At 39.0% G+C, this 20,823-nt stretch carries 15 protein-coding genes; 14 read left to right on the top strand and 1 reads right to left on the bottom strand.

The window, feature by feature from the left end; all coding sequences use genetic code 11:
• The first annotated feature begins 15 nt into the window (after positions 1 to 15).
• The 7 genes from AC0VZ5_RS08410 to AC0VZ5_RS08380 all read left to right on the top strand — a co-directional run bounded on the left by AC0VZ5_RS08410 (position 16) and on the right by AC0VZ5_RS08380 (position 12,754).
• The gene (locus AC0VZ5_RS08410; RefSeq protein ID WP_475472368.1) at positions 16 to 4,857 is read left to right on the top strand and encodes an NAD-glutamate dehydrogenase; all 4,842 of its coding nucleotides are present in this window, start codon (positions 16 to 18) and stop codon (positions 4,855 to 4,857) included.
• Between the two features lie 105 nt (positions 4,858 to 4,962).
• Complete coding sequence (gene pyrD / locus AC0VZ5_RS08405) at positions 4,963 to 5,973, top strand: quinone-dependent dihydroorotate dehydrogenase (protein WP_475472366.1); 1,011 nt, start codon at positions 4,963 to 4,965, stop codon at positions 5,971 to 5,973.
• A 130-nt stretch (positions 5,974 to 6,103) separates the two neighbouring features.
• A complete protein-coding gene (locus tag AC0VZ5_RS08400) occupies positions 6,104 to 6,634 on the top strand; it encodes a cell division protein ZapC (RefSeq protein ID WP_475472364.1) in 531 nt (176 codons plus the stop codon).
• A gap of 90 nt (positions 6,635 to 6,724) precedes the next feature.
• Positions 6,725 to 8,842, top strand: a complete 2,118-nt coding sequence (gene rlmKL / locus AC0VZ5_RS08395; protein ID WP_475472362.1) for a bifunctional 23S rRNA (guanine(2069)-N(7))-methyltransferase RlmK/23S rRNA (guanine(2445)-N(2))-methyltransferase RlmL — start codon at positions 6,725 to 6,727, stop codon at positions 8,840 to 8,842.
• Complete coding sequence (locus tag AC0VZ5_RS08390; RefSeq protein WP_475472360.1) at positions 8,835 to 9,074, top strand: glutaredoxin family protein; 240 nt, start codon at positions 8,835 to 8,837, stop codon at positions 9,072 to 9,074. The genes rlmKL and AC0VZ5_RS08390 overlap by 8 nt, the downstream gene beginning before the upstream one ends.
• A gap of 15 nt (positions 9,075 to 9,089) precedes the next feature.
• A complete protein-coding gene (gene uup, locus AC0VZ5_RS08385) occupies positions 9,090 to 11,003 on the top strand; it encodes an ATP-binding cassette ATPase Uup (protein WP_475472358.1) in 1,914 nt (637 codons plus the stop codon).
• 11 nt (positions 11,004 to 11,014) lie between these two features.
• On the top strand, positions 11,015 to 12,754 hold the full coding sequence (locus tag AC0VZ5_RS08380; protein ID WP_475472356.1) for a DUF3466 family protein: 1,740 nt from the start codon (positions 11,015 to 11,017) through the stop codon (positions 12,752 to 12,754).
• Between the two features lie 94 nt (positions 12,755 to 12,848).
• Here the strand turns inward: AC0VZ5_RS08380 and AC0VZ5_RS08375 are convergent, their stop codons facing one another.
• The gene (locus AC0VZ5_RS08375; RefSeq protein WP_138606077.1) at positions 12,849 to 13,355 is read right to left on the bottom strand and encodes a DUF2062 domain-containing protein; all 507 of its coding nucleotides are present in this window, start codon (positions 13,353 to 13,355) and stop codon (positions 12,849 to 12,851) included.
• Here AC0VZ5_RS08375 and AC0VZ5_RS08370 point away from each other — a divergent pair.
• From AC0VZ5_RS08370 to tcdA, 7 genes are read left to right on the top strand one after another with little or no spacing between them, the layout of a single operon-like run.
• Positions 13,335 to 15,602 (top strand): DNA internalization-related competence protein ComEC/Rec2, encoded by a 2,268-nt coding sequence (locus AC0VZ5_RS08370; protein ID WP_475472353.1) that lies wholly within the window; start codon positions 13,335 to 13,337, stop codon positions 15,600 to 15,602. The genes AC0VZ5_RS08375 and AC0VZ5_RS08370 overlap by 21 nt on opposite strands.
• 60 nt (positions 15,603 to 15,662) lie before the next feature.
• Complete coding sequence (msbA, locus tag AC0VZ5_RS08365) at positions 15,663 to 17,408, top strand: lipid A export permease/ATP-binding protein MsbA (RefSeq protein WP_041709516.1); 1,746 nt, start codon at positions 15,663 to 15,665, stop codon at positions 17,406 to 17,408.
• Positions 17,405 to 18,385, top strand: coding sequence for a tetraacyldisaccharide 4'-kinase (gene lpxK / locus AC0VZ5_RS08360; RefSeq protein WP_475472351.1), 981 nt, complete (start codon positions 17,405 to 17,407; stop codon positions 18,383 to 18,385). Before msbA ends, lpxK begins: the two co-directional genes overlap by 4 nt.
• The gene (locus AC0VZ5_RS08355) at positions 18,375 to 18,572 is read left to right on the top strand and encodes a Trm112 family protein (RefSeq protein ID WP_010390133.1); all 198 of its coding nucleotides are present in this window, start codon (positions 18,375 to 18,377) and stop codon (positions 18,570 to 18,572) included. The genes lpxK and AC0VZ5_RS08355 overlap by 11 nt, the downstream gene beginning before the upstream one ends.
• A complete protein-coding gene (gene kdsB / locus AC0VZ5_RS08350) occupies positions 18,560 to 19,321 on the top strand; it encodes a 3-deoxy-manno-octulosonate cytidylyltransferase (RefSeq protein WP_475472349.1) in 762 nt (253 codons plus the stop codon). The genes AC0VZ5_RS08355 and kdsB overlap by 13 nt, the downstream gene beginning before the upstream one ends.
• A complete protein-coding gene (locus AC0VZ5_RS08345) occupies positions 19,318 to 19,998 on the top strand; it encodes a TIGR01621 family pseudouridine synthase (protein ID WP_193049177.1) in 681 nt (226 codons plus the stop codon). The genes kdsB and AC0VZ5_RS08345 overlap by 4 nt, the downstream gene beginning before the upstream one ends.
• Entirely contained in the window at positions 19,999 to 20,796 is a 798-nt protein-coding gene (gene tcdA, locus AC0VZ5_RS08340) for a tRNA cyclic N6-threonylcarbamoyladenosine(37) synthase TcdA (protein WP_010390130.1), read from the top strand.
• Positions 20,797 to 20,823 lie beyond the last annotated feature (27 nt).

The following is a 20,823-nucleotide window of genomic DNA, read 5'->3' as shown; positions in this document are numbered from 1 at the left end:
ATTAAGGAACATACAATGACACGAAATGAAGGCCAAGCCTCGGTTATTTTAGATAACGTCTGTAAGCTTATCCAGAAAAAAGTTCGCGCTGATAATGTGTTACTCGTTGAGAAATTCGCCAAAGCCTTGTACAGCAATATGTCTAAAGAGGATTTGGCAAATCGCAACGACAGTGACTTATATGGTGCTGCACTCAGCCTTTGGAATTCGCTAGAAAAAAATACATCAGATGACGCAGTTATTCGCGTTTTCAACCCTGAAGTGGCTAAAGATGGCTGGCAGTCATCACATACCATTGTAGAGATCATTGCTAAAGACATGCCGTTTTTAGTGGACTCTGTACGAATGGCCATGACACGAGAAAACATTGCCTCTCATTTACTTCTTCATAGCCCGCTGAAAATTCAACGTGATAAGAACGATAAAATATCAGGGTTATCAAGCTTAAAAGCAGAGCAAGAATCAACATCAACAAAAACTGTATTCTTCATAGAAATTGACCGTCAAACAGATGCAACTGTTATTGAGTCTTTCAAAAAAGAACTTGAATCAGTACTCGTTGATGTATCGATTGCGGTTGAAGATTGGCAGCCTATTCGCGAAAAATTAATCGCGGTAAGCAAAAGTTTGCCTAAAAGCCATAAAGATAAAAGTGATAACGAAATAAATGAAACCGTTGAATTTTTAGATTGGTTAGTGAAAGACAATTTCACATTAATGGGTTATCGCCAATATGAACTTTCACCAGTTCAGGGCGACTATCAATTAAAGGGTAAAATGGATACCAGCTTAGGGTTAATGAAAAACTCTGATGCTGAGCATACACGTTTGCTTTCTGAGTTACCTGAAGTGGCGCGCCAAGAGGCACGCAGTAGCAACCTATTAATTTTAACTAAAACTAATTCATTGTCTCGCGTTCACCGTCCAGCTTACATAGATTATGTGGGTGTAAAACGTTTTGATGACAAAGGCAATGTTATTGGTGAAGATCGTTTCATAGGTTTGTTTTCATCAAACTTTTACAACAATAGCGCTGCTGATGTACCGGTTCTTAAAAGTAAAATTAATCGTATTATGGATATGTGTGACTTCGCTAAAGGGACACATGCATACAAAGCCGTATTAAATATATTAGAAACTTACCCACGTGACGAACTGGTTCAAGCTCGAGAGAATGAGTTACTTGAAGTTGCCATGGGCGTATTGCAAATACAAGAACGCGACATGTGTCGTTTATTTGTTCGTAAAGATGCATATGGTCGTTTTTTATCATGCATGGTTTATGTACCTCGAGAGCGTTATAACACAGCGCTTCGTCGCGAAACGCAGGCTATTTTAGCCAACGCATTTAATTCTGACGTTAAAGTCGAATTTACTACCTATTTCTCTGAGTCTACACTGGCGCGTACCCATTACACTGTTCGTGTGACCGACAACAATATTGAATTTAACGTGAAAGACATAGAAAACAACCTAATAGAAGCCGCTCGTACTTGGGAAGATAAATTACAATCAGCCTTACTTGAATCTGCTGGTGAGGCCCGTGGTAATGAATTAAACCGTAAATATTGCAATGCCTTTGCACGCTCATACAAAGAAGAAGTATTACCTAGCGCTGCAGTGGTCGATATTGAAAAGCTAGAAATGCTAAGCGATGATAACAAGTTAGAAATGTTGTTCTATCGCCCACAAGAAGAAGCAAGCAGCAATATTGTGCGTTTAAGCTTATTCCATAAAGATGAGCCAATTCATTTATCTGACGTTATGCCAATGCTTGAAAACTTTGGTCTACGTGTTGTAGGTGAAACGCCATACTCGGTTAAAACTAGTGATGGTGGCGTAAATTGGGTCATGGATTTCTCTATGCTAATTGACAGCAAAGGGATGGCTGATTTTGATAAGATCTCTGCACGTTTTCGCGCTGCATTAACCAGTGTATGGGCAAACTGTTTAGAAAACGATGGCTTTAACCGTCTAGTGTTAATGGGTGGTTTAACGGGTCGTGAATCATCAATTTTACGTGCATACGCAAAATACATGCGCCAAATAGGGGTTACTTTCTCGCAAACGTATATTGAAAGTACCTTTGCAAATTACCCGCATATTGCCGCTAAAATTGTTAACTTATTCTCTAAAAAGTTCTCTGTAAAAAGCCCTGCAAGTGCTAAAACACTTGAAAAACTAGGCTTAGAAATTTATGCAGAGTTAGAAAACGTAGCGAACCTTGATGATGATCGTATTATCCGTTTATACGTTGATATGATTGTTGCTACATTACGTACTAACTACTTCCAAAAAGATGCTGAAGGCAAATTTAAGTCTTACATCTCACTTAAAATTCAGCCAAGTTTAATTCCAGAAGTCCCACTACCTGTACCAGCGTTTGAGATATTTGTTTATTCTCCACGTGTTGAAGGTGTGCATTTACGCTTTGGTAAAGTTGCCCGTGGTGGATTGCGTTGGTCAGATCGTCGTGAAGATTTCCGTACAGAAGTACTTGGCTTAGTTAAAGCGCAACAAGTGAAAAATACCGTGATTGTGCCGGTAGGCTCAAAAGGTGGATTTGTATGTAAACAACTACCTAGTGAACGTGAAGCGTTTATTAAAGAAGGCCAAGAATGTTATAAAATATTCATTCGTGGTTTATTAGATATCACAGATAATATTGACCGTGGTGAAATTGTACCTGCTGTTGATGTTACACGCCATGATGAAGACGATGCGTACCTAGTAGTAGCAGCGGATAAAGGCACTGCAACATTCTCTGATATTGCCAATGGTATCGCAAACGAATATAACTTCTGGCTAGGTGATGCGTTTGCATCAGGTGGTTCTGTAGGTTATGACCATAAGAAGATGGGTATTACAGCTCGTGGCGCTTGGGAGTCTGTAAAACGTCATTTCCGTGAAATGGATATTAACTGTCAAACCACAGATTTTACAGCAGTTGCTATCGGGGATATGGCCGGTGATGTATTTGGTAATGGTATGTTGTTATCAAAGCACATTCGTTTGCAAGTGGCGTTTAACCATCTACATATTTTTGTTGATCCAAATCCAGATGCAGCGGCTTCTTATCCAGAGCGCGAACGTTTATTTAATTTACCACGTTCATCATGGGAAGATTACAATAAAGAGCTAATTTCAAGCGGCGGTGGTATTTTCTCGCGTGCTGCTAAGTCGATTACGCTGACCCCTGAGATGAAGAAAATGTTAGGCACTAAAAAAGCCAGCATGACACCGAATGAATTGATCAAAGCATCATTAATGATGGATCATGATTTACTTTGGAATGGTGGTATAGGGACTTACATCAAGCATTCGAAAGAAACGGATGCCGATGTAGGGGACCGTGCTAATGATGCGTTGCGTATTAACGGTAAAGATCTTGGTGCTAAAATATTTGGCGAAGGCGGTAACTTAGGTGCAACCCAATTAGGTCGTATTGAATTTGCAGCTCAAGGCGGTCGTGTAAATACTGACTTCATCGATAACGTGGGTGGGGTTGCGTGTTCAGATAACGAAGTAAATATTAAAATTTTACTCAATGGTTTAGTTGCTGAAGGCGACTTAACGCGTAAGCAACGTGATGAGTTACTTTACTCAATGACCGATGAAGTGTCTGAATTAGTACTTAAAGATTGTTATCGTCAAACACACACTTTATCGATTACTCAATCTAAAGGAACCTCAACACTTAAAGAAAAAATTCGCTTTATACATGCACTTGAAAAAGACGGCAAGTTAGACCGTGCAATTGAGTTTATTCCTACCGATGAAGAGTTGGCAGAGCGCGCCGCTGCAGGTAAAGATTTAACACGCCCTGAGCTATCTGTATTAGTTTCTTACGCGAAAATGGTGCTAAAAGAGTCTTTGGTAACGGATGAAATTACTGAGAATCCATATTACCGTCAGTTATTAGTTAAATCATTCCCGCGCCCATTACGTGAGAAGTTTAATGATGCTATGGATAATCATCCACTACGCAAAGAGATTATTGCCACTAAGTTAGCAAATAATATTGTTAATGATATGGGCTTAAACTTTATGGTGCGAATGAATGAAGAAACCGGTGCAAACGAAGCTGAAATTGCATTGTGTTATTCAATCGCAAGTGAAATTTTCCAAATGCGTGAAACATGGTTATCTATTAGTGATTTAGATAATAAAATACCATCGAACGTACAAACAGAAATGTTATACCAGTTACGTCGTACAGTTCGTCGCGCTACACGTTGGTTCCTTCGTCATCGCACCAAAGCACAATCAATTGAGCAAGCGATTGAAATTTTCTCACCAACATTTGCCGATTTAAGTGAAAACTTAACTAAATACATCGTTAAAACAGAAAGCGATCGTATTGTAAGTGCCCGTGAAGAACTAACACAAAGCGGTGTACCTACAGATATCGCACAGCGCATTGTGTCGTTATCAAGCTTGTTCTCGGTAATGGATTTAACGCAAATTGCTCAAAACTCTAATCGTAAAATCGATATGGTGTCGCACACTTACTTTAAATTAGGTGCGCAAATGGGACTACATTGGTTCTTAGATCAAATCACTAATCAACCGGTTTCTAACCATTGGCAGGCATTAGCGCGTGCATCATATCGTGAAGAGTTAGATTGGCAGCAACGCACCTTGTCAGAAGTGGTATTAAACAGCTTTGAAGGTGAAAGCAGTGATGTAGATGGTCAAATTGAACAATGGATGGATAGTCAAGATCTGTTACTTCAACGTTGGAAGCAAATGTTGACAGAGTTTAAAACATCGCAAAGTCACGATTTTGCTAAGTTCTCAGTGGCATTAAGAGAGCTCATGTTACTTGGTCACAACTGTGATACATCAGCAAAGTAACAAACTGCTAATGATTAAAACTAATCGTTAAACAGTTTTTGTTATATAATACCTCAGCCTTGTCTGAGGTATTTTTTTGTCTACAATTTTAAGAGGATTATATTCATGTTCTACGATTTAGCTCGCCGTTTTATGTTTACCCGTGATGCGGAGTGGGCCCATGATTTTGCTCTTAATAACTTACGTCGCTTTGCTAACACGCCATTAAGTGCTGCATGGTCACAAAGCGTGGCAAATAAACCAGTGAACTTTTTAGGCCTCGAATTTAAAAATCCATTAGGGCTTGCTGCAGGCCTTGATAAAAATGCGGAGTGTATTGAGGCATTCGCTCAAATGGGTTTTGGCTTTGTAGAAGTGGGTACAGTAACACCGCGTCCTCAAGCGGGGAACGATAAGCCGCGGATATTCAGGTTGCCGCAGTCAAATGCGATTATTAATCGTATGGGCTTTAATAACAAAGGTGTTGATAATTTAGTTAACAATGTTAAAGCAGCTAAATACGATGGTATTTTAGGTATCAATATTGGTAAAAATAAAGATACACCAAATGAGCAGGGCAAAGATGATTACATTCACTGTATGCGTAAAGTGTTTGAGCATGCATCATACATCACTGTAAACATTTCATCACCCAATACCCCAGGCTTACGAGACCTGCAATATGGCGCAGCATTAGATGACTTATTACAAAGCTTGAAAAACGAACAGCTTGATTTAATTGCCAAGCATAATAAGCATGTGCCTATGTTGGTGAAAATTGCACCAGACCTAGATCCAATTCAAATTGAACAAGTGAGCGAGTCACTGTTAAATAATAAAATTGATGGTGTTATAGCCACAAATACCACCTTAGAGCGTAGCTTAGTGCAAGGTCAGCAGTATGCTGATGAGGCAGGCGGTTTATCAGGAGCGCCAGTTAGGGAGCGTTCCACCCATGTTGTTTCTGAACTCAAGCGTTTAACAAACAATCAGTTACCTATTATTGGTGTGGGTGGTATTGATGATGCTCAATCAGCAAAAGAAAAATTTAATGCGGGTGCAGATTTAGTTCAAGTTTATACCGGTTTTATATACAAAGGACCGCAATTGGTCAAGTCGATCATTAACGACTTATAAGGATCAGTTATGTAAGCTTTTGATCGTTCGATAAATGTTCTAAAAAGACGTTTTAAAAATGGTCAAAAGCAGCTATACTCTAAGCTTATTGTCTTATTTTATTTTTTAAGTACTAAGTAGGGAGGAGCAAATGTTACAAGCGTCAAAGCAATGGCAGTGGATAGCGTGTGCTGAAAAAAACCGCTTACTGCTTGATTTAAATGACGATATGCAACTTCGTACACCTTATAAGCTTAGACAGCTCACCGATTGTGCTTTTGAAAACCCATACTTCAGCCTTGAAGATGCAGCCTTTTATGAGCAAGTTTATTATTACCTTGCGCAGTTTAATTTATGGAATCCTGCCCAGTTATGCCAAATAGCGCTCAATGCAACGGCAGTTAAATTTCAATTAAAACCAGTGTTGGCAAAAAGTTGGTTTTTTAAACCGTATACTGGCAGTACACCAAGTACTGAAGCGGTTATTAATTTAAGCTCAGAATCACAAACTGGCGAGTTTTTAATTATAGAGCATTGTCCAGATGCTTCTGTGTGCATTAATTTAAGCGAAACCTTTGCACTAGATGACAATCTATCACTTGCCCAGTTTGAAGTTATCCGCGTTTTAAACAACCGAGTTCACCCCTTAATTACCTCACAGTACGATAGCCAAACAGCTTAGCCTAATTTAGTCTTTGAGGCTTGTTTAAGGCGTATTTGTACGCAAACCTATGTTATAATCCCGCGCAATTAGCTATTAAGGGTTTTTACTTTGCAATTTATCGCACTTACTTCTATCGGAATCGAAAATTTATTGGTTGATGAACTTACAGAACTTGGCGCTACGGTGTCAAAGCAAACTGTGGGTTCTGTTCGCTTTGAGGCTGACTCATTGCTAGCGCAAAAAGTGTGTTTATCTACACGCTTTGCTACGCGTGTACTTATGCTTATTGAAGAAAAAGAAGGCGTAAATGACAAAGACAGCTTGTACAAATTTGCACGCTTACAACCTTGGCAAGAATGGTTTGGCCCAACACAAACTTTTGCTGTTGATTTTAATGGCACAAACGATTCACTTAAAAATACCCAGTTTTCTGGTTTAGTAATTAAAGATGCGATTGTTGATTACTTTAACGATTTATTTGAACAGCGACCAAACGTAGATAAGCAAGATGCCAATGTGCGAGTGGTTGCACGTTTAAACCGTCACGGCGTTTCACTTTATATTGATTACTCAGGGCCGCGTTTATCAGAGCGTGGTTACCGTCAAGGTCAAGGCAAAGCACCCATAAAAGAGCATTTAGCTGCGGCAATAATAAAACGTAGTGGCTGGCTCGAAAATGTCAATCAACCACTATTCGATCCATGTTGTGGTGCTGGCACTATTTTAATAGAAGCGGCTGGAATGGCACGTAATGAAGCGCCTGGGTTATTCCGTGAAGGATTTGCGTTTGAGCGTTTACCCAGCTTTAGAGTGGCAAAATTCAAAGAACTTAAAGAGCAACTTTTAGCGAATATCACCGACCCTAAATTATGGTTAATTGGCCATGATTACGATGCACAAGTACTTGATAAAGCGATTGCTAATGCGCAGCGTGCTGAGCTTGATACGGTGATTAAATTTAAGCAAAGCGATGCGACAAAACTGACGAGCGTTGCAAAATTGCCGGGTGTTGTTATTTCTAACTTACCTTATGGTGAGCGTATTGGTTCTATGGCTGAACTTGTAAACCTGCATCGTAGTCTAGGTGTTGGTTTTAAAAAGCACTTTAATCATTGGAAACTCGCTCTACTGGGCATGGATGAAAGTCTGTTTAAATTACTTAAATTAGTGAAGCAAAAACGCTATAAATTTAAAAATGGCCCCCTTGATGTTGAATTAAACCTGTATCAGCTTGATGACAAGCAAGTCAGCCTTACCTCTGATGACAAACCCGCTTTAAACTTCGAAGGCTCGATGGCGTTTGCTAATCGCCTGAAAAAGAACAAGCAAGGTTTAAAAAATTGGCTTAAGCAAAATCAAGTCCATGCGTATCGTGTTTACGATGCAGATATTCCTGAATACAACGTTGCGGTTGATATTTATGGTGACTCGGCGGTTATTTTTGAATACGCAGCACCGAAAGAGATTGATGAAAAAACTTCAGAGAAGCGTTTACAAGATGTTATTAGCTTAACAGCACAACAACTTGATATTGCACCTGAAAATATTGCTGTAAAAGTACGTAAAAAACAAAAAGGTGAAGAGCAATATACACCCATGGCCAAGCAAAATAGAACCATGGTAGTAGAAGAGTTTGGTGCTAAGTTTAAAGTTAACTTATTTGATTACTTAGATACAGGGCTATTTTTAGATCACCGCCTTGCGCGTCGTTACATTCAAGAAAATGCTAAAGATAAGCGCTTTTTAAACCTGTTTGCATACACAGGAACCGCCTCAGTACATGCAGCCATTGGTGGCGCAAAAGCGATTACAACCGTTGATTTGTCTAAAACCTATTTAAAGTGGGGTCAAGATAACTTTGCGCTTAACGATATTAGCAATACGCGTTATCGTTTTGAGCAAGCAGATTGTTTAAAATGGCTAGAGTATGCACAAGGGCAGTATGACCTGATCTTTTTAGATCCGCCTACTTTTTCAAATTCTAAACGAATGAAGGACGCGTTTGATGTACAAAACGACCACATTAAGCTGTTAACTTGGGTTAAAAAGATATTGAGCCCATCGGGTACGCTAATATTCTCTAATAATAAACGCGGTTTTGTAATGGATGAAGTTGGCTTAATGGGCTTAGGGTTAAAAGCAGAAAATATCTCTGATAAAACCTTATCTCCTGACTTTAAACGCAATAAAAAAATACACAATAGCTGGTTAATTAAACATGGCTAAGTGGATTTTATATCACACCGACGGCTGCCACTTGTGCGAGCAAGCAGAGCAGCTGTTAAAACCGTTACTTTCATCAACTGATGAATTACAACTTATTGATATTATGAGCGATGACGCATTAATTTTAGAGTATCAAATAAGCATTCCGGTTTTAAAAAATCAACAAGGCCAACAATTATTTTGGCCTTATACTGCACCTCAGGCGCAGCAGTTTTTAGCGCAAGCAGAATAAGAGTAAAGATTAACTATGGATTTAATTAGAATTTCAAAAGCACAATTAGCTTACGGTACACACCCATTACTTGATAATGCAGATGCAGTAATCGAAAGTGGCGAACGTGTGTGTATTGTAGGTCGCAATGGTGCAGGTAAATCAACGCTTTTAAAAGTACTCGACGGTCAAGTAATACTTGATGATGGCGAAATAAACCAAGTTGGTAGTTTAAAAATATCGCGTTTAGAGCAAGATCCGCCTAAAGGGGCAAGTGGCACTGTATTTGATTATGTTGCCCAAGGTATGCCCGAAATTGCTAACTTACTGATTGATTTTCATCATGTAAGCACACAACTGCAGACAGATTGCACTGATCAACTATTAAATAAATTAGAGCGTTTGTCTAATAAATTAGAGGCGGCAGATGGCTGGCGTTTTGATAGCCGAATTCAGCTTGTACTTACTCAATTAGAGCTAACTCCTGATGCGAAACTTGAGTCGCTTTCTGGTGGTTGGTTACGTAAAGTTGCATTAGCGCGCGCTTTAGTGAGTGAGCCTGATTTATTACTGCTCGATGAGCCTACTAACCACTTGGATATGACAAGTGTAATGTGGTTAGAGCAATTCCTAAAAGAATTTAAAGGCGGCATTGTATTTATATCTCATGACCGTGCATTTATTCGAGCTGTTGCTACACGTATTTTAGATTTAGATCGCGGTAAGCTAATTTCTTATCCTGGTGATTATGCCACTTACTTAGAACAAAAAGCGCATGATTTAAAAGTAGAAGAAACACAAAATGCATTGTTTGATAAACGCTTAGCGGAAGAAGAAGCGTGGATCCGCCAAGGTGTTAAAGCTCGTCGAACCCGTAATGAAGGCCGTGTTCGTGAGCTGAAACAATTACGTAATGAACGTAAACAACGTGTGGAACAAGTAGGTAAAACTGATTTCAATATCGAAACAGCTGATCGTTCAGGTAAACTAGTATTTGAAGCTAAACACCTAAATCATGCATTTAAAGACAAAGTGATAGCAGATGATTTCTCTACCTTAGTGATGCGTGGCGATCGTATTGGTTTGGTGGGGCCTAATGGTATTGGTAAAACAACGCTATTAAAATTGTTGTTTGGTGATTTAAAAGCAGACAGTGGTGAAATAAAGCAAGGTGTTAACTTAGAGTTTGCATATTTCGATCAGTACCGTGAGAAGCTTGATGAAGAAGCAACCGTTCAAGATAACGTTGCTGAAGGTAAGCAAGAAGTGATGATGGGCGGACGCTCACGTCACGTGTTAGGCTATTTACAAGACTTTTTATTTCCGCCAGCACGTGCTCGTACACCGGTAAAAGCACTTTCAGGTGGTGAGAAAAACAGGTTGTTATTAGCCAAGTTATTTTTGAAACCTTCAAATATATTAGTGCTCGATGAGCCTACCAATGACTTAGATATAGAAACATTAGAGCTCCTTGAGGATATTATTAACCAATATCAAGGTACTGTGCTTATAGTAAGCCACGACCGAGAGTTTATTGATAATACCTGTTCGAGTGTTTGGGCATTTGAAGGTAACGGCAAAGTCACTGATATAGTTGGTGGCTACAGTGATTATGAAGCGTATACCAACTATTTGGCGGAGCAGAACAAAGAGTTGCAAAAGCAGCCAGTCAAAAAAGTTGAAAAAACAGAGCCAACGCCAGTTAAAAGCAATAACAAAGCAAATAAACTCTCTTACAAATTAAAACTTGAACTAGAGCAACTACCTAATAAAATGGAGCAACTTGAAGCTAAGCTTGAAAAACAACAAGAACGAGTAAGTCACGAAGACTTTTTCAAGCAAGACAGTGATATAACAGCCAAGGAATTGAACCATTTAGCCCAACTTGAGTCTGACCTTGAAGCCGCTTTTGAGCGTTGGGAAGAACTTGAAGAATTAAAGAATCAGTAGTAAGGAATAAAATGAAATATAAATTACTCGCGGCCAGTGTTTTGGCTACACTGAGTACATCAGCATTGAGTGCAACGTACCAGTTAACCGAATTAGGTGACTTTGAAGCTGCAAAACATACATATGTTACTGATGTGAGTGAAAGTGGCCATGTCATTGGCGTTGCTAATGGCTTATACAACCTACCTATTGATATTAGTTATATTGATTTTACAGAAAGTTCAATCAATAGTGCTTACGACGCGGAAGTGGCAAGGTTTAAAGAAATTGACAAAGAAATAACCTTTACGCTTGATGACATAGAAAATAACGATGCGATTTACACTAATGCTGATGCGCATACTTTTATGGTTCGTTTTTTATCAAACTTGTCATCTAACTTTGAGTATCAAAAAATCAGTTCAATTATTGCTACAAATTATAATAGTGGTGTAATAACTGAGCAGCCTTTATTTGATATCGCTTCTGTTGATTACGACGGTCTGACCCGCTCGACAAGTAATTTTTATAATGGCGTTGCAGAAGACGGAACGACTGTTGGCTGGGGCAGTGCTCCTTTTGATAAAGTGAGTTTTACACCAGATGGCGATACAGAGGAAGAAACGTGGTTTACCCGTGACTTCATAGAACGTGGGATTTTAATATCTGCAGATGGTGTTGAAGTGCCGTTTGTTCCAGAATTTACTGAACACGGTGGGACTAGTAAAGCATCTGATATTGTTGCCACTGACACAGGTTACATTGTTGTTGGTAATGTATCGGTCAGTATTCCTGCTGAGAGACAAACCACAATTACTGATAATTGTGATGGCCTTGATGAGCCGGTAATGGCCTGTATTGAATCACTTAACAGTCGAAGTACGCGTGGTTTATTCAATAAAACAGCGGTTAAATGGACTCTAGATAGTGCCTATAATGTGACTTCAACAGAGCTGTTGGGTTTAGCGCTTACTCCAGAAGAAGATGAGGACACTAATCCTTTTATTAGTAATGCATTAGCGGTTAATAAAAATGATGTAGCGGTCGGTTTTTCGAACACTCGTTATTTTGATAGAGATTCGACAATTTTAACTATGCCGACTTATTTTAAAGACGGTGAAGTGGTTGATTTTATAAACCAGCAAGATGATTGGCAAGCTGGTAAAGCATTCGCGATAAATGATAATGACATTGTGGTTGGTTATGCTTCAAAAGGTATTGAAGGTAGTTTAATCGCCAAGTTCTTTCATCATAATATAAATACTAATACGACCGTATTTCCTGAAGATTATTTTACTAGCTCAAACTCATACGCGAATGACATTAATAACCAAGGTTACATCGTAGGTGAGGGTGAGGTTGGTGATACAGCCAGCACAAGACGCTCAGAAGCCTTTATTTATAAAATTGGCGATGACAAAATCACAAACTTAAATAGTTTACTACCTTGTTTTGACAGTGATGGTGAGACTAGTTTTAGTTATAAAATGGTAGAAGCGAAATCAATCAACGAAAACAATGAGGTATTTGGTGTAGCAACTAAAACGGTTGAAAAGTTAAATTCACGAGGCGAAGTTGTAACTGATATTAATGGCAATATTCAATATGAAAGTGTTGCTGTTGCGGTAAAACTTTCACCGATTGCTAATGGTGAAGTTGAAAACTGTAAAGCTCCAGATACAGAGTTTTATGAACGTAGCTCAGCCAGTTTCTCATGGTTTGGTTTACTATTGCTGCCATTAGTTGGATTAAGACGCGTTTTTCGTTTCTAGGTAATGCTATTCGTTTATAAAAAACCAACTTGTTAAGTTGGTTTTTTTTTGTCTATATTAAGGTAAAGAGCAGCCCTTTATGGAGAACTAGGCGCTAGTTATTTCTAGATATCCAAGCTTTTCTTACTGAGCGGCGCCAAATCAAGTCAATACCAAAATAGCCAATCACACTGGCAATAGATGCACACACAAGCGAACCCACTAAAAAAGCGGGGCCAATTGTCGTTAAACTTTCTATAAACCATGCCCAACTTGCTTCAAACGCAAAATGTTGCTCAGGTTGATTTAGCACTAATGTACCAACCAAGTACGAGCCGTAAAAGATAGGTGGCATTGTAAGTGGGTTAGTGATCCACACTAAAGCAACTGATATAGGCAAATTAACTCTTAAGATTATGGCTGCGGCAGCGGCTAGCACCATTTGAAAAGGAACAGGGATGAATGCAAAGAAAAGTCCAACGGCAAAAGCACCGCGTGCTGAGCGTCGATTTAAATGCCAAAGGTTAGCATCATGCAAAAGACGACCAAATATTTTTAGTGATTTGTGATGTCTAATTTTATTTGGATCAGGTAAAAACCGTTGGATCGTTTTTTTAGCCATTTAAAGCAACCATTTACGTCTGTGTGGATGAGTCTTGGATTTGTTGTCGGTGTCGTTATTACCGTGTTTTATTATCAAACCCTTGAATTTACAATTATCACAATTTCAATCCTCATTGTGAGCACGTATTTTAAGCCGTTTTTAACTGTATTGTTAGGCTTTATTTGCGGTATTTGCTGCGTAGCAGCACATTTTATCTTGTTTTATTCATTTGAGTTACCTAAACAGCACGAAAAATATGCTTATTCAGTCGATGTTGTTGTAGAAGAGGTTATTTCTGCTACACCTCCCCAATATGTAAAAGTTAAATTAACGCGTTTGGAAGACAGTGAATATAGTCACTTTAGGGCACCTTATGCCTTATTAAGTATCAATTTTGCACAACCAATTCATTCTGGTGATGCTTTTAATGCTCAAGTGAGACTTAAAAACTATAGATCCATTAAGAATTTTACTGTTTTTGATAATCAGCTTTATGCTTTTACACAAAAGATAGCGTTTAAAGGTACAGTGCTCAATAAACAGCTTAATATTAAAAGCTCTCAAAAAAGTAATGCCGTTTCAGCCTATAGAGTTTATGTCATAAAGTTGGTAAATAATGCTGAGCTTAATTGGCTCTATTATACGTTGTTAACTGGCGATAAGTCTTTAATGACATTCGAGCATAAAGAGTTAATGCAGAGTCTTGGGTTAAGTCATTTATTAGCCATTTCTGGGTTACATATCTCTCTAGTGTTTGGTTTTTGTTATTTTGTCACACGGTTTTGTCTTAAGTTGGTTAAACCTGAACTAAATCAAGCATTAAATGTTTCTATTGTTTATAGCGCTGTTGGTTTTGTTGTAGCTTTTATTTATGTTTATTTAAGTAATTTTATCATTTCTGCAACCCGCGCTTTAATTATGTTGGGCTGTTATTTGCTACTTTATTATTTGGCAAAGCAGTCATTGAGGTGGCGCAGTATTTTATTCGCACTGGTCATTATTTTAGCGATTAACCCATTTAGTGTATTAAACCCAGGGCTTTACTTTTCGTTTTTAGCAGTATGTATTATTTTTATTGTTTTAAAGCAATTTCCGCTTCGGGGTAACTCATTACTAGCCAATATACGAACATTATTTATTATTCAACTGGGATTATTTATTGGCTTATTACCCTTGTCATTATACTTTTTTAATGGTGTGAGTTTAGCGGGTTTAGTTTTAAATCTAGTCGCTATTCCCATTTTATCTTTTGTATTAATGCCTGCTTTATTTTTAAGTGTGTTACTGGGATTATTAACCGATTGGTACGCATTTATCGTATTATATGATTTTCCATTGGCCTATTTTTACCAAATGCTGCAGGCAATACCTCAGCAGGTACGTTGGCTTAATGTCGGACAGATAAGTATGACCACCGTGGTGGCGCTTTATAGTGTTGTTCCTCTACTTTATTTTATTGAGCTTCGCTTACTAGCCTGCATTCCGATTTTGACTTTGCTTTTTAACTATTACTTTACGCAAAGCAGCCTTTGGCAGTTAAACGTATTTGATGTAGGCCACGGCTTAATGGTACTGATAGAAAAAGATAAACATGCGTTTATTTATGATTTTGGCCCGAGTTATTTTAATCGCTTTAGTCGTGTCACTAGTGTGTTACTACCCTATATTAATGCTCATAACCTAACAGTAACTAACTCGATTGTAAGCCATCAAGATAACGACCATGCAGGAGGCGTTGCGTACTTTAAAAAAGCCGGTTATGCATGGAGCTTGGATTATTTTCATCCAAGTGGTGTATATAAAGACTGCATAGCGACAAAAATAGACTTTCAAGGCTTGAGTATTCAAACCTTTTCAAAAGATGAGTTTAATAACCGTAATGATAATTCCTGTGTTGTTAAAGTCTCAAGTGCAAACCATAGTGTGCTTCTCACTGGTGATATATCAAAGGCGAGGGAGTCTAAATTAATTAAACAAGGGCATGATTTACAAAGTACCGTTTTGTTAAGTCCTCATCACGGCAGTGATAGCTCTTCCAGTGTCGAGTTTATCGAGGCCGTAAACCCAACACTTGTGATTCATTCAAGTGCGTATCAAGGCCAGTGGCAATTTCCAAGTAAAGCGGTAGTTAAGCGTTACAATAAAATAAACGCCAAACAATATAGCACCGGTGATGTAGGACAAATTCGGGTTGATTTTTATGCTAAACACTTAGAGCTGAGTACCGCAAGAGGGGCGGAAAGTTATTGGTTTATCAAAGATTGACGTTTTGTTTTGCTGTTGCTAAGGATACAATAGGGGCTGTTACTGGTTTTAGAGAGTGTTATGGAACAAAGTACTACACAAATATATAAACGGCTTGTTTCTTACGTTGGCGCTTATAAGTCGATTGCCATCGTCGCGATTATAGGAATGATAGGTTATTCAGGTATGGATGCATTATTCATTCAACTGATGAAGCCGTTTATCGATGAAGGTTTAAACGAGCGTAACAGCCAGGTACTTACTTATGCGCCATTTGTGGTTATTGCGCTGGTTATCGGGCGTGGCGTATTTAACTTTATGTCATCTTACTGTTTAAGCTATGTAGGCTCACAAGTCGTGAGGGCGCTGCGCCAAGAATTGTTTGAACACATTTTACACTTACCGGTATCGTTTCATGATAAAAACTCAACCGGCGATTTGATTTCTAAAATCACCTTTGACACCGAGCAAGTTCAACAAGCAATCACCAAAGCACTGCTTATTGTTGTGCGTGAAGGCGCTTTTGTGGTGTTTTTACTCGCTGTGATGTTTTATACCAGTTGGCAGTTGTCGTTAATATTTTTAGTTATTATCCCGCTTGTGGCTATCATAGTAGCTGTGGTATCTAAACGTTTTCGTCATATCTCGAAAAATATTCAGTCAGCGATGGGACAAGTTACCCGTAGTTCAGAGCAAATGCTCAGTGGTCACAAAGTGATCCATGGCTTTGGTGGGCAAACACAAGAAATTGATCAATTTTCTAAAATTAATAATCATAACCGCCAACAACGTATCAAGATGGATGCGACTAAAGCGCTAAGTGTCTCTATTATTCAAATTTTGGCTGCTAGTGCTATGGCTGTTATTTTATGGGTTGTGTCGATGCCCTCTATGATAGACAGCATTAGCTCTGGGGATTTTGTCGTACTCATCTCCTCGATGATGATGTTACTACGCCCATTAAAGCAACTTGCCAATGTAAACAGTGATCTACAGCGAGGTATTTCAGCTGCTCAGAGTGTTTTTTTAGTGTTAGATGAAGAAATTGAAAAAGACACGGGCACCTTTTCGGTTGATAAGGTAAAAGGGCATATTGAGGTGAAAAATGTGACCTTTAAATACCCAACCAAGGATGAAGCCGTGCTTAACGATTTATCACTGAACATAAAAGCCGGTGAGAGTATTGCCCTTGTTGGCCGCTCTGGCTCGGGTAAATCGACTATTTCTAACTTGTTACCCCGATATTATGACTTAGAAGCGCCAAGCGAAATTTTACTCGATGGCATTGCTCTTAATGAATATAAGCTTACTGATCTTCGCCGTCAATTTGCGTTAGTGTCGCAACAAGTGGTGCTATTTAATGACACGATTGCCAATAATATTTGTTATGGTTTACAACGCGAAATCTCTATCGAAGAGCTTCATGACGTTGCAAAACAAGCCCATGTGTGGGAGTTTGTAAAAGACTTACCTGAGCAACTTAATACTATGGTTGGCGAGAATGGGGTAATGCTTTCAGGCGGGCAACGTCAACGTATTGCGATTGCCCGTGCTATTTTAAAAGACGCGCCTATTTTAATTTTAGATGAAGCGACCTCGGCCTTGGATACTGAGTCTGAAAAGCTTATCCAACATGCTCTTGATATATTAATGAAAGATAAAACCTCCATTGTTATCGCTCATAGGCTATCGACTATTGAAAATAGTGACCGTATCTATGTGATTGATAACGGTAAAGTGATAGAAAGTGGTACGCATACTGAATTACTGACTAACGATGGTACCTACTCAGCTCTTTGTAAAATGCAGTTTGGTGAGCAGGGGTGAGTAAAATAGAGCAAAGCTGGTACAAACCTTTTAGCTTAATTACCTTATTGTTATTACCACTGTCCGCTATTTTTGGCTGTGTTGCTCTAGTGCGCAAATACTGCTACGAAGTGGGTGTTTTTAAGCCATTTGTTAGTAATACTCCAGTAATTGTTGTTGGCAATATAAGTGTTGGCGGCAATGGTAAGACTCCATTTGTATTGTGGCTACATGATTACTTAACCGCTCAAGGCTTATCTGTTGGTTTAATTAGTCGCGGCTATGGTGGGCAAGCAGCCCATTACCCATTATTAGTAACTGCCAATACGACGACTTTAGAAGCAGGGGATGAGCCGGTACTTTTATTTAATCGTTTACAATGTCCGTTAGTTGTGGGGCCAAATAGACAGCAGAATATAGAAATGCTCAATCATCAGTTTCAGCTTGATGTAATTATTTCTGATGATGGCATGCAACACTACAAAATGGCACGCAGTATTGAATGTTGTATTGTTGATAACGAAAGAAAATTTGGTAATGGTTTTTTAATGCCAGCAGGACCACTTCGCGAAACGGTTTCTCGTTTAAACAGTGTTGATTTAGTCATTGAAAATGGTTCTGAACATGAATTTAGCTATCGCTTGCAGCCATCAATTATTAAACGTGTTGCTGATAATACTGAGATAACAACGGCTATAGAAACAGCGCATGCTGTAAGTGCAATCGGTAACCCTCAGCGCTTTGAAGCATCATTAAAAGCACAAGGTATAGCGTTGTTATCAACACATCATTTTCGCGACCATTATGCTTATACCGCCAATGACTTTGCTCAATTTGGTGAGGACTGTGTATTAATGACAGAAAAAGATGCGGTTAAGTGTCGTGACTTTGCCAAGCCAAATTGGTATTACTTGCCGGTTGACGCTCAACCAACTGCAGCAGTAATAAACACATTAAATTTATTATTAAAAGAAAAAGGGATCCACCATGGCCTTTGATACAAAATTACTCGAAATTATTGCTTGCCCTGTGTGTAAAGGTAAGTTGCGCTTTGATAAAGAAAACCAAGAGCTGATCAGCACAGCAGCAAAACTAGCTTACCCGGTACGTGATGATATTCCGGTACTACTTGAAAATGAAGCCCGTGAATTGACTCTTGAAGAGGTAGAAAAGTGGAATTCGTAGTTGTTATCCCTGCGCGTTACGCTTCTACTCGTTTGCCAGGTAAACCACTCGCTGATATTTGTGGCAAACCAATGATACAGCATGTGTATGAAAAAGCCTGTTTGTCAGGAGCCAGCAAGGTGGTTATTGCTACTGACCATCAAAGAGTATTTGATGCTGCTAAACGTTTTACTAGTAATGTTTTGATGACGCGTGAAGATCACCAATCAGGCACAGAGCGCTTAGCCGAAGTAGTGGACTTACTTAATTTAGCCGATGACACTATCGTGGTAAATGTACAAGGTGATGAACCTTTGCTGTCGCCTGATAACGTATCACAAGTGGCAACATTATTAGCGCAATCAAGGGCACCAATGGCAACCTTAAGCGTTGCTATTGAAGAGCGTGATGAAGTGTTTAATCCTAATGCGGTTAAAGTGGTCAGTGATATCAATAAAAATGCTTTGTACTTTTCAAGAGCGAGCATTCCTTTTGATAGAAGTACCATGATGGCAGAGCAGCAACCACTGAATTTAGCGCCTTTCCAACGCCACGTAGGTATTTATGCTTACCGTGCAGGATTTATAAAGCAATATATTGAATTAAGTGTTTCGCCATTAGAACTTCTTGAGTCGTTAGAGCAGTTACGTGTGCTATACCATGGTTATGCAATTAAAATAGAACAAGCTTTAGTGACCCCTCATGCAGGAGTAGATACACCAGAGGATTTAGCTAAAGTGGTTGCCCATATTCAAAGTAAAAGCGCGTGAATAAACCACAAACGCTTATATTAAAAGTGCAATATACGCATGATGATTTTTACATCATAAATAAACCGCATGGGCTTAATTTTCATTCTGAAGAAGGCCCCGGTTTTGTGGTACTAGCTGAGCAACAGTTAAACGAAAAATTATTTGCGGTACACCGTTTAGATAAAGTCACCTCTGGATTGATTATACTCGCGCGAAGCAAAGCGGCAGCAGCAGAATTTACGCAATTATTTACTCAGCATGCGATTAATAAGTTTTATCTAGCGGTTAGTGATACCAAGCCTAAAAAAAAGCAAGGCTGGGTTAAAGGTGATATGGCTAAGTCTCGCCGTGGCACGTATAAATTATTAAACTCACAGAGTAACCCCGCTATTACACGTTTTTATTCGTTTAGCTTTAAAAGCGGTTTTAGAGCTTACCTATTAAAACCCTATTCGGGAAAAACCCATCAGCTTAGGGTGGCATTAAAGAGTATAGGTGCCGCTATATTAGGCGATGCTAGTTATTCTGGGAGTGCCGCTGATCGCACCTATTTGCATGCATTTGCGTTGGACTTTGAGTGGGCTGGGGAACAAATACAACACACTCTGTTGCCAGAGTGTGGAGTGGAATATGCGCAATTAATAAAACATCAAGATTTTGATTCTTGGCAAACGCCTTGGAAATTGGATTGGTAAATGAGTGAACAAGTAACTGATATCCGCTTTGGTGGTATTAAACGACTATATGGTCAACAGCAATTTGAATGGTTACAACAGGCACATTTCTGTGTTGTTGGTATAGGTGGCGTAGGCAGCTGGACTGCAGAAGCATTAGCGCGCACCGGCGTGGGCAAAATTACTCTAATAGATTTAGATGATATATGCGCAACCAATGTTAATCGTCAAATTCATGCGTTAACAGGCACTATTGGGGAAGCAAAAGTGGATGCCATGAAGGCACGCTGCGAGCTTATCAACCCTGAGTGTATAGTTAATGTTATTGACGATTTTATAACACTAGAAAATATTCAACAGCATATTCAAGGTTTTGATTATGTTATTGACTGCATTGATGCGGTAAAAGAAAAAGCGGCGTTAATCGCGCACTGTAAGCGTAATAAAATGCCTATAATTACCACGGGCGGTGCAGGTGGGCAAACTGATCCAAGTCAAATTACATTTGGAGATGTGGCAAAAACGACTCAAGATCCATTGCTTGCAAAGGTGCGCTATATTTTGCGTAAGCAGTATAATTTCAGCTCTAATCCAAAACGTAAATTTAATATTGACTGTGTGTATTCAACAGAGCAGCTTGTTTATCCTGGCAGTGATGGCAGTGTGTGCCATGCGAAACAAAATGCAGATGGCAGTATGAATATGGATTGTAATAATGGCTTTGGTTCGGTGACGATGATCACCGGTAGTTTTGGTTTTTTTGTTGCCGCTAAAGCAGTAAGAAAATATTTAGATAAGCGTACACGCTTAAACATTTAATTACAGATTACACATCATATTGTTAAA

It is taken from the genome of Pseudoalteromonas sp. QJM3NY_12 (genome assembly GCF_056173165.1).
Note: the sequence above shows the minus strand (reverse complement) of the source record. Positions and strands in the feature narration are given on the sequence as shown.

Bases quoted from the DNA above. Each gene is read 5' to 3' on its own strand.
- AC0VZ5_RS08410 (WP_475472368.1), top strand. From the start codon at position 16: ATGACACGAAATGAAGGCCAAGCCTCGGTTATTTTAGATAACGTCTGT.
- pyrD (WP_475472366.1), top strand. From the start codon at position 4,963: ATGTTCTACGATTTAGCTCGCCGTTTTATGTTTACCCGTGATGCGGAG.
- AC0VZ5_RS08400 (WP_475472364.1), top strand. From the start codon at position 6,104: ATGTTACAAGCGTCAAAGCAATGGCAGTGGATAGCGTGTGCTGAAAAA.
- AC0VZ5_RS08390 (WP_475472360.1), top strand. From the start codon at position 8,835: ATGGCTAAGTGGATTTTATATCACACCGACGGCTGCCACTTGTGCGAG.
- uup (WP_475472358.1), top strand. From the start codon at position 9,090: ATGGATTTAATTAGAATTTCAAAAGCACAATTAGCTTACGGTACACAC.
- AC0VZ5_RS08380 (WP_475472356.1), top strand. From the start codon at position 11,015: ATGAAATATAAATTACTCGCGGCCAGTGTTTTGGCTACACTGAGTACA.
- AC0VZ5_RS08375 (WP_138606077.1), bottom strand. From the start codon at position 13,355: ATGGCTAAAAAAACGATCCAACGGTTTTTACCTGATCCAAATAAAATT.
- msbA (WP_041709516.1), top strand. From the start codon at position 15,663: ATGGAACAAAGTACTACACAAATATATAAACGGCTTGTTTCTTACGTT.
- AC0VZ5_RS08355 (WP_010390133.1), top strand. From the start codon at position 18,375: ATGGCCTTTGATACAAAATTACTCGAAATTATTGCTTGCCCTGTGTGT.
- tcdA (WP_010390130.1), top strand. From the start codon at position 19,999: ATGAGTGAACAAGTAACTGATATCCGCTTTGGTGGTATTAAACGACTA.